This is a genomic window from Luteibacter sp. P4_D7_3, from assembly GCF_056401735.1.
In genome coordinates this window covers 1-7,134 of record NZ_JBFUIT010000215.1, presented here as the reverse complement: position 1 = coordinate 7,134, position 7,134 = coordinate 1, and the positions used below count along the sequence as shown (strand labels likewise).

5 protein-coding genes are annotated in these 7,134 nt (G+C 64.2%); 2 read left to right on the top strand and 3 right to left on the bottom strand.

The window, feature by feature from the left end; translation table 11 throughout:
• Positions 1-222 precede the first annotated feature (222 nt).
• On the top strand, positions 223-1,098 hold the full coding sequence (locus AC1DSN_RS16020) for an RNA polymerase sigma-70 factor (RefSeq protein ID WP_477331616.1): 876 nt from the start codon (positions 223-225) through the stop codon (positions 1,096-1,098).
• 146 nt (positions 1,099-1,244) lie between these two features.
• On the opposite strand, the gene greA is transcribed toward AC1DSN_RS16020, so the two are convergent.
• From greA to carA, 3 genes are read right to left on the bottom strand one after another with little or no spacing between them, the layout of a single operon-like run.
• Positions 1,245-1,724 (bottom strand): transcription elongation factor GreA, encoded by a 480-nt coding sequence (gene greA / locus AC1DSN_RS16015; protein ID WP_063570732.1) that lies wholly within the window; start codon positions 1,722-1,724, stop codon positions 1,245-1,247.
• Positions 1,721-4,948 (bottom strand): carbamoyl-phosphate synthase large subunit, encoded by a 3,228-nt coding sequence (gene carB / locus AC1DSN_RS16010; RefSeq protein WP_213948198.1) that lies wholly within the window; start codon positions 4,946-4,948, stop codon positions 1,721-1,723. Before carB ends, greA begins: the two co-directional genes overlap by 4 nt.
• A gap of 51 nt (positions 4,949-4,999) precedes the next feature.
• The gene (carA, locus tag AC1DSN_RS16005) at positions 5,000-6,142 is read right to left on the bottom strand and encodes a glutamine-hydrolyzing carbamoyl-phosphate synthase small subunit (protein WP_063570741.1); all 1,143 of its coding nucleotides are present in this window, start codon (positions 6,140-6,142) and stop codon (positions 5,000-5,002) included.
• 218 nt (positions 6,143-6,360) lie between these two features.
• On the opposite strand from carA, the gene AC1DSN_RS16000 reads away from it, so the two are divergent.
• Positions 6,361-7,044, top strand: coding sequence for a 2OG-Fe(II) oxygenase family protein (locus tag AC1DSN_RS16000; protein ID WP_213948199.1), 684 nt, complete (start codon positions 6,361-6,363; stop codon positions 7,042-7,044).
• The last annotated feature ends 90 nt before the right edge of the window (positions 7,045-7,134 follow it).

Sequence of the window (7,134 nt, the reverse complement as noted above, 5' to 3'; positions counted from 1 at the left end):
GGTCCTCAAGGCAGGCGACACCTTCTACGAAGGCCCGAACGATATCCACACGGTCGGCCGGAACGCCAGCAAGACCGAGCCGGCCAAGTTCGTGGTGTTCCTTCTGAAGAACCAGAACGCACCGGTACTTATTCCCGTTCACTGAGGTGGTTCCACCAAGGCGGCCGGCGTTCGACTGACGTACCCTGTCACAGAGACCCAGGGAGCAACGTCTTAGTCTCTATGAATGACGCAACCGCCACGTTCACCGCGCTACGCCCGCGCCTGCAAGGCATTGCTTATCGGATGCTCGGCTCGATCTCCGAAGCCGAAGATGTCGTGCAGGATGTGTGGATCAGCTGGAACGAAGCCGACCGGGCCTCGATCGACAACGCCGAGGCCTGGCTGGTGACCACCACCACCCGGCGTTCGATCGACCGCCTGCGCGCGGCGAAGGCGCGTCGGGAGCACTATGCGGGCATCTGGTTGCCGGAGCCGGTCATGACGGAGGATTCCCGCTCGCCGGAGTCCCTGCAGGAGCTGGCCAGCGACGTCTCGATTGCCTTCCTGCTCCTGCTCGAACGCCTCACCCCCGAGGCTCGCGCAGCCTTCATCCTGCGCGAAGTCCTCGACTCGGACTATCCTGAAATCGCGCAGACCCTGGGCAAGACCGAGGCGGCATGCCGGCAGCTCGTCCATCGCGCCAAGGACCAGGTTCGCGACGAGCGCCCCCGCCAGTCGGTGACGCCAGCCACCCACCGCCATCTGATGCACCGCTTTGCCAGCGCCCTCTCCGCGGGCGACTTCCCCGCGATACGCTCCATGCTCGCGGCCGATGCCGTACTCATGGGCGACGGCGGCGGCAAGGTCAACAGCTTCCCGAAACCCATGGTCGGCGGCCAGCGCATCGCCCAACTCTTTTACGCGGCCAACCTCCGCTACAAGTACGGCCTGCGCCTGGAACTGGCGACCATCAACGGCGAGGCCTCGCTACTGCGTTTCCTCAACGGTGCCCTGGAATCGGTGCAGACCTACGTCGTCGACGGCGAGCACATCACCCAGATCCTCATACAGCGCAATCCCGACAAGCTCGAGCGCATCCTGCAAGCCCTCCACTAATCCGCCTTTTGTGGGAGCCGATTCATCGGCGATTGGGTGCTTGCATCAACCTTGCCCGCCGCCGCGGGATCGCCGATGAATCGGCTCCTACAGAAAGCAAAAAGCCCCTCGCAGAGGGGCTTTTCTCGTCAGCATGCAGCCAGCGATCAGCTGTAGCGGACTTTCTCGATCGAGTAGGTCTTCACGCCGTTGGGAGCGGTGAAATCGAACTCATCGCCTTCGCTCTTGCCGATAAGCGCGCGAGCAATGGGAGACGACACTGCGATAAGGCTCATCTTGATGTCGGCCTCGAGATCACCCACGATCTGGTAAGTCACTGCCACATCGGTATCCACATCGATCAGGTCGACGATAGCGCCGAACGCGACACGCTTACCCATCGTCAGGCGTTCGGTATCGATCACCTCGGAATTCGACAGCGCGCTTTCCAGCTCTTTAATACGGCCTTCGTTGAAACCATGCATCTCACGCGCTGCATGATACTCGGCGTTTTCCTTCAAGTCGCCATGAGCGCGAGCCTCAGCGACGGCCGCGACAATCTCCGGCCGTTTGACGCGCTTCCGGTGCTCAAGCTCGTCGCGCAGACGATCGGCACCCCTCTGGGTCATGGGAGGACGGCTGCTCATGCGTTCAGCTCCTTATGCAGTTCCTGCAGGCTGTTCACTTCGCCATTGGCATGGAAGTCGAGCGAATGCACGAGGGCACGCGCGCCTGCGACCGTCGTGGAATACGTGACGCGCTGCTGCAGCGCTTCGCGGCGGATCGAGAAGGAATCGGAGATGGCCTGCTTGCCTTCCGTGGTGTTGACGATATAGACCACTTCGCCGTTCTTGATCAGGTCGACGATATGCGGGCGGCCTTCGAGCACCTTGTTGATGCGCTCGCACGCCACGCCGTTGTCCTGCAGGAACTTCGCCGTACCCGAGGTGGCGACGACCACGTAGCCACGCTCGACGACGTCCCTGGCGATCGGCAGCAGGCGGTCCTTGTCGGCATCGCGCACGGATACGAACACCTTGCCCTTCGGCGGTGCCTTGATGCCAGCGGCCTCGTGGCCGCGCGCGAACGCGGCGCCGAACGTACGGCCCACGCCCATTACTTCACCCGTGGATTTCATCTCGGGGCCAAGGATCGGGTCGACGTTCTGGAACTTCAGGAAGGGGAAGATCGCTTCCTTCACCGAGTAGTACGACGGGATGATCTCCTTGGTCGTGCCCTGCTCGATCAGCGTGCGACCGGCCATGGCGCGCGCGGCGATCTTCGCCAGCGACATGCCGGTGGCCTTGCAGACGAAGGGCACCGTGCGCGAAGCGCGCGGGTTCACCTCGAGGATGAACACGTCGTCACCCTGGATGGCGAACTGCGTATTCATCAGGCCGACGACCTTCAGCTCACGCGCCAGCAGGGTCACCTGGCGGCGCATTTCGTCCTGCACTTCCTGCGACAGCGAGTACGGGGGCAGCGAGCACGAGGAGTCGCCCGAATGCACGCCGGCTTCCTCGATGTGCTCCATGATGCCGCCAACCAGCACGTTGCCGTCGGCGTCCGCGACGATGTCCACGTCCACTTCCACGGCATGGTCGAGGAAGCGATCGAGCAGCACCGGCGAATCGTTGGAAACCTGCACGGCATCGCGGATGTAGCGCGAGAGGTCGGCGTCGGCGTAGACGATTTCCATGGCGCGGCCACCGAGCACGTAGCTCGGGCGGACGACCAGCGGGTAGCCGATCTCGCGGGCCAGGGCCAGCGCTTCGTCGGCGTTGCGCGCRGTGCGGTTCGGCGGCTGCTTGAGGTTGAGCTTGGTGATCAGGTGCTGGAAGCGCTCACGGTCTTCGGCCAGGTCGATCGACTCGGCGTTGGTACCGATCACCGGCACGCCGGCGGCTTCGAGCGCCCGCGCCAGCTTCAGCGGGGTCTGGCCGCCGTACTGCACGATGACGCCCTTCGGCTTCTCGAGGTCGACGATTTCCAGCACGTCTTCGAGGGTCAGCGACTCGAAGTACAGGCGGTCGGAGGTGTCGTAATCGGTCGAGACGGTTTCCGGGTTGCAGTTGACCATGATGGTTTCGTAGCCATCCTCGCGCAGGGCGAGCGCTGCATGCACGCAGCAGTAGTCGAACTCGATGCCCTGGCCGATGCGGTTCGGACCACCGCCGAGCACCATGATCTTGTCACGGTTGGTCGGGTTCGCTTCGCACTCTTCCTCGTACGTGGAGTACATGTACGCGGTGGTGGTGGCGAACTCCGCGGCGCAGGAGTCGACGCGCTTGTACACCGGGCGGACGCCCAGCGTGTGACGCAGGTGGCGCAGTGCGTTCTCGTCCGTGCCGACCAGTTCGGCCATGCGTGCATCGGAGAAGCCCATGCGCTTGAGCTCGCGGATGCGCTCGGCGTTGAGCGCCGTGAGACCCTGGCGCTGCATCTCGCCTTCGGTGATGACGATGTCTTCGAACGCGGCGAGGAACCAGGGATCGATGCGCGTGAGGTCGTGCACTTCTTCCAGCGACAGGCCAGCGCGGAAGGCATCGGCGACGTGGAACACGCGATCCGGACGCGGCTCGCGCAGTTCGCGCTTGAGCGTCAGGAAGCCTTCCTCGCTGCCGATGTCCAGGCCGGTCGGATTGAGGCCGGTCTTGCCGATTTCCAGGCCGCGCAGGGCTTTCTGCAGCGACTCGTGGAAGGTGCGACCCATCGCCATGACTTCGCCCACCGACTTCATCTGGGTGGTGAGGCGTGCGTCGGCGGCCGGGAACTTCTCGAAGGCGAAGCGCGGGATCTTGGTGACGACGTAGTCGATGGACGGCTCGAACGACGCCGGCGTGAGACCACCGGTGATGTCGTTGCGCAGTTCGTCCAGCGTGTAGCCGACGGCGAGCTTGGCGGCGACCTTGGCGATCGGGAAGCCGGTGGCCTTGGAGGCCAGCGCCGAGGAACGCGACACGCGCGGGTTCATCTCGATGACGACCACGCGGCCGTCTTCGGCATTGATGCCGAACTGCACGTTGGAACCGCCGGTGTCGACGCCGATCTTGCGCAGTACCGCGATGGACGCGTTACGCAGGCGCTGGTATTCCTTGTCGGTGAGCGTCTGAGCCGGCGCGACGGTGATCGAGTCGCCGGTGTGCACGCCCATCGGATCGAAGTTCTCGATCGAGCACACGATGATGCAGTTGTCCGCCTTGTCGCGGACCACTTCCATCTCGAATTCCTTCCAGCCCAGCACCGACTCTTCGACCAGCACTTCGTGCACGGGCGAGAGCTCGAGGCCGCGGCCGACGATCTCGATGAATTCTTCCTTGTTATAGGCAATGCCGCCGCCCGAACCGCCAAGCGTGAAGCTCGGGCGGATGATGGTCGGGAAGCCGACGGTGGTCTGGATTTCCAGCGCCTGCTCCATCGAGCGCGCGACTTCCGCCTTCGGGCAGTCCAGGCCGATGTCGGCCATGGCGTGGCGGAACAGGTTGCGGTCTTCGGCCATGCGGATGGCTTCGCGCGACGCGCCGATCAGCTCGACGTTGTACTTCTCAAGCACGCCGTTGTCGGCAAGGTCGAGCGCGCAGTTGAGGCCGGTCTGGCCGCCCATCGTCGGCAGCACCGCGTCCGGGCGCTCCTTGGCAATGATGCGTTCGACCGTCTGCCAGTTGATCGGCTCGATGTAGACGGCATGCGCCGTGTCCGGGTCGGTCATGATCGTCGCCGGGTTCGAATTGACCAGGACGACGCGGTAACCCTCTTCCTTCAGCGCCTTGCAGGCCTGCGCTCCGGAGTAATCGAACTCGCAGGCCTGGCCGATGACGATCGGGCCGGCACCGATGACGAGGATGGTCTTGATGTCTGTGCGCTTGGGCATGGTTTCTCTCGCGAATCGAAGCGGATGGTTGAGTGGGGGGCTAGCTGCGCGTCAGGACGCGCGCTTGGCCTTGTGCTCTTCCATCGAGGCGATGAACGTGTCGAACAGGTAGCCGACGTCTTCGGGGCCCGGGCTGGCTTCCGGATGGCCCTGGAAGCAGAAGGCCGGCCGATCCGTCAGCGCGAAGCCCTGCAGGGAACCGTCGAACAGCGAGGTATGCGTCACGCGGACGTTCGCCGGTAGCGTCTCCGCGTCCACCGCGAAGCCGTGGTTCTGCGAGCTGATCAGCACGCGGCCGGTGTCGAGGTCCTTCACCGGATGGTTCGCGCCGTGGTGGCCGAACTTCATCTTCAGCGTCTTCGCGCCGATGGCCAGCGCGAGGATCTGGTGACCCAGGCAGATGCCGAACAACGGGATCTTCGTTTCGAGGATCTGCTTCGTCGCTTCGATCGCGTAGTCGCAGGCTGCCGGGTCGCCCGGGCCGTTGGCGAGGAAGATGCCGTCCGGGTTCATGGCGAGCACTTCCGAGGCCGGCGTCTGCGCAGGCACCACGGTGATGTCGACGCCGCGGTGGGCGAGCAGGCGCAGGATGTTCTGCTTCACGCCGTAGTCGTAGGCCACCACGCGGAATTTCTTCGGTGCGTTGAAGAAGGCCTGCTTGTCGAGGTCGTACGTGCCCTCGCTCCACTGGTAGGTCTTCGTGGTGCTGACCACCTTGGCCAGATCCATGCCGTTGAGGCCCGGGAAGGCCTTCGCCTTGGCCACGGCGGCGTCCACGTCGATGGCGTCACCGGCGACGAGGCAGCCGTTCAGCGCGCCCTTCTCCCGAAGGATGCGCGTGAGGCGGCGCGTGTCGATACCGGCGATGGCCACGACGTTGTGGCGCGCGAGGTAGTGCGGCAGCGGCTCGGTGCTGCGCCAGTTACTGGCCAGGCGCGGCACATCGCGCACGATCAGGCCCGCCGCGTGAACGCGATCGGCCTCGACGTCGACGTCGTTGGTGCCGGTGTTGCCAATATGGGGGTACGTCAGGGTGACGAGCTGGCGGGAGTAGGACGGGTCGGTCAGGATTTCCTGATAACCGGTCATGGCGGTGTTGAACACCACCTCGCCAATCGTTTCGCCTCGTGCACCGACCGAGTGGCCGTGAAAAACGCTGCCGTCTTCGAGAGCAAGCAGAGCAGGAGTACGCATGGGATGGGCCGCCTTCAGGTGCAGCAAAGCCCGCAAGCCTGCTTTAAGCGGCTCGTGGGCCTTGGGGATAAGGGATCATTGGGCGGGTATGAATGATAGGTGTGAAGGCGCGTTTTGTCCATCGGAAAACCGTGAACGGCCTCGTAGGAAAATATCGCTGGCAACCCTGCCTGACACGATACAATGATGCCCGAGGTACTTAGCCGAGATCCGCCCGCATGCTGCTCGACCCCGCCCGACTGGAGCGTCCCGACACCGACATCCGGCATGAGCCGTTTTCGTTCATGATCGCGCACGGTCAGTTACCGGACGAATCGCGCAACGATCTCGACCGCGACTTCCCCCAATACACCAGCGCCGGGTTTTTCCCGTACGACGCCAGCGACTGCGGTCCGTCCGTGAACGAGCTGGTCGCGCAGATGACGTCGCGGGCGTTTTCCTCGGCCATCGGGCGCCATCTGGGCATTCCGGGGCTGGAGGACTACCCCACCCTGGTCACCCTGTGCCGGCTGCTCAACAAGCGCCACGGCACCATCCACACCGACAGCAAGTCCAAGATCGCCACCGCGCTGATCTACCTCAACCCGATGTGGCCGGACACCAGTGACGGCTGCCTGCGCTTCCTGGCCTCCATCGACAATATCGACAACACCGTGGCGCCGGAGCTCAAGCCGCTTTATGGCGAGTTTGCCGTGTTCCGTCGCTCGGAGAACTCCTTCCACGGCCACCTGCCTTATGAAGGCGAGCGCCGGGTCATCCAGGTCGCCTGGCTGACCTCCGAGGAGGAAAAAACCCGCAAGACCAAGCGAGGCAAGTTCTCCCGAGTGTTCAAGAAAATCTTCGGCAARCTGGACCGCCAGCACGGCGCCGGCCGTGACCGCAGCGCCTCCCACCCGGACTGACCGACCGAGCGCCTGGTGGGAGGAGCCCTGTGGGAGGAGCCCTGTGGGAGGAGCCCTGTGGGAGGAGCCCTGTGGGAGGAGCCCTGTGGG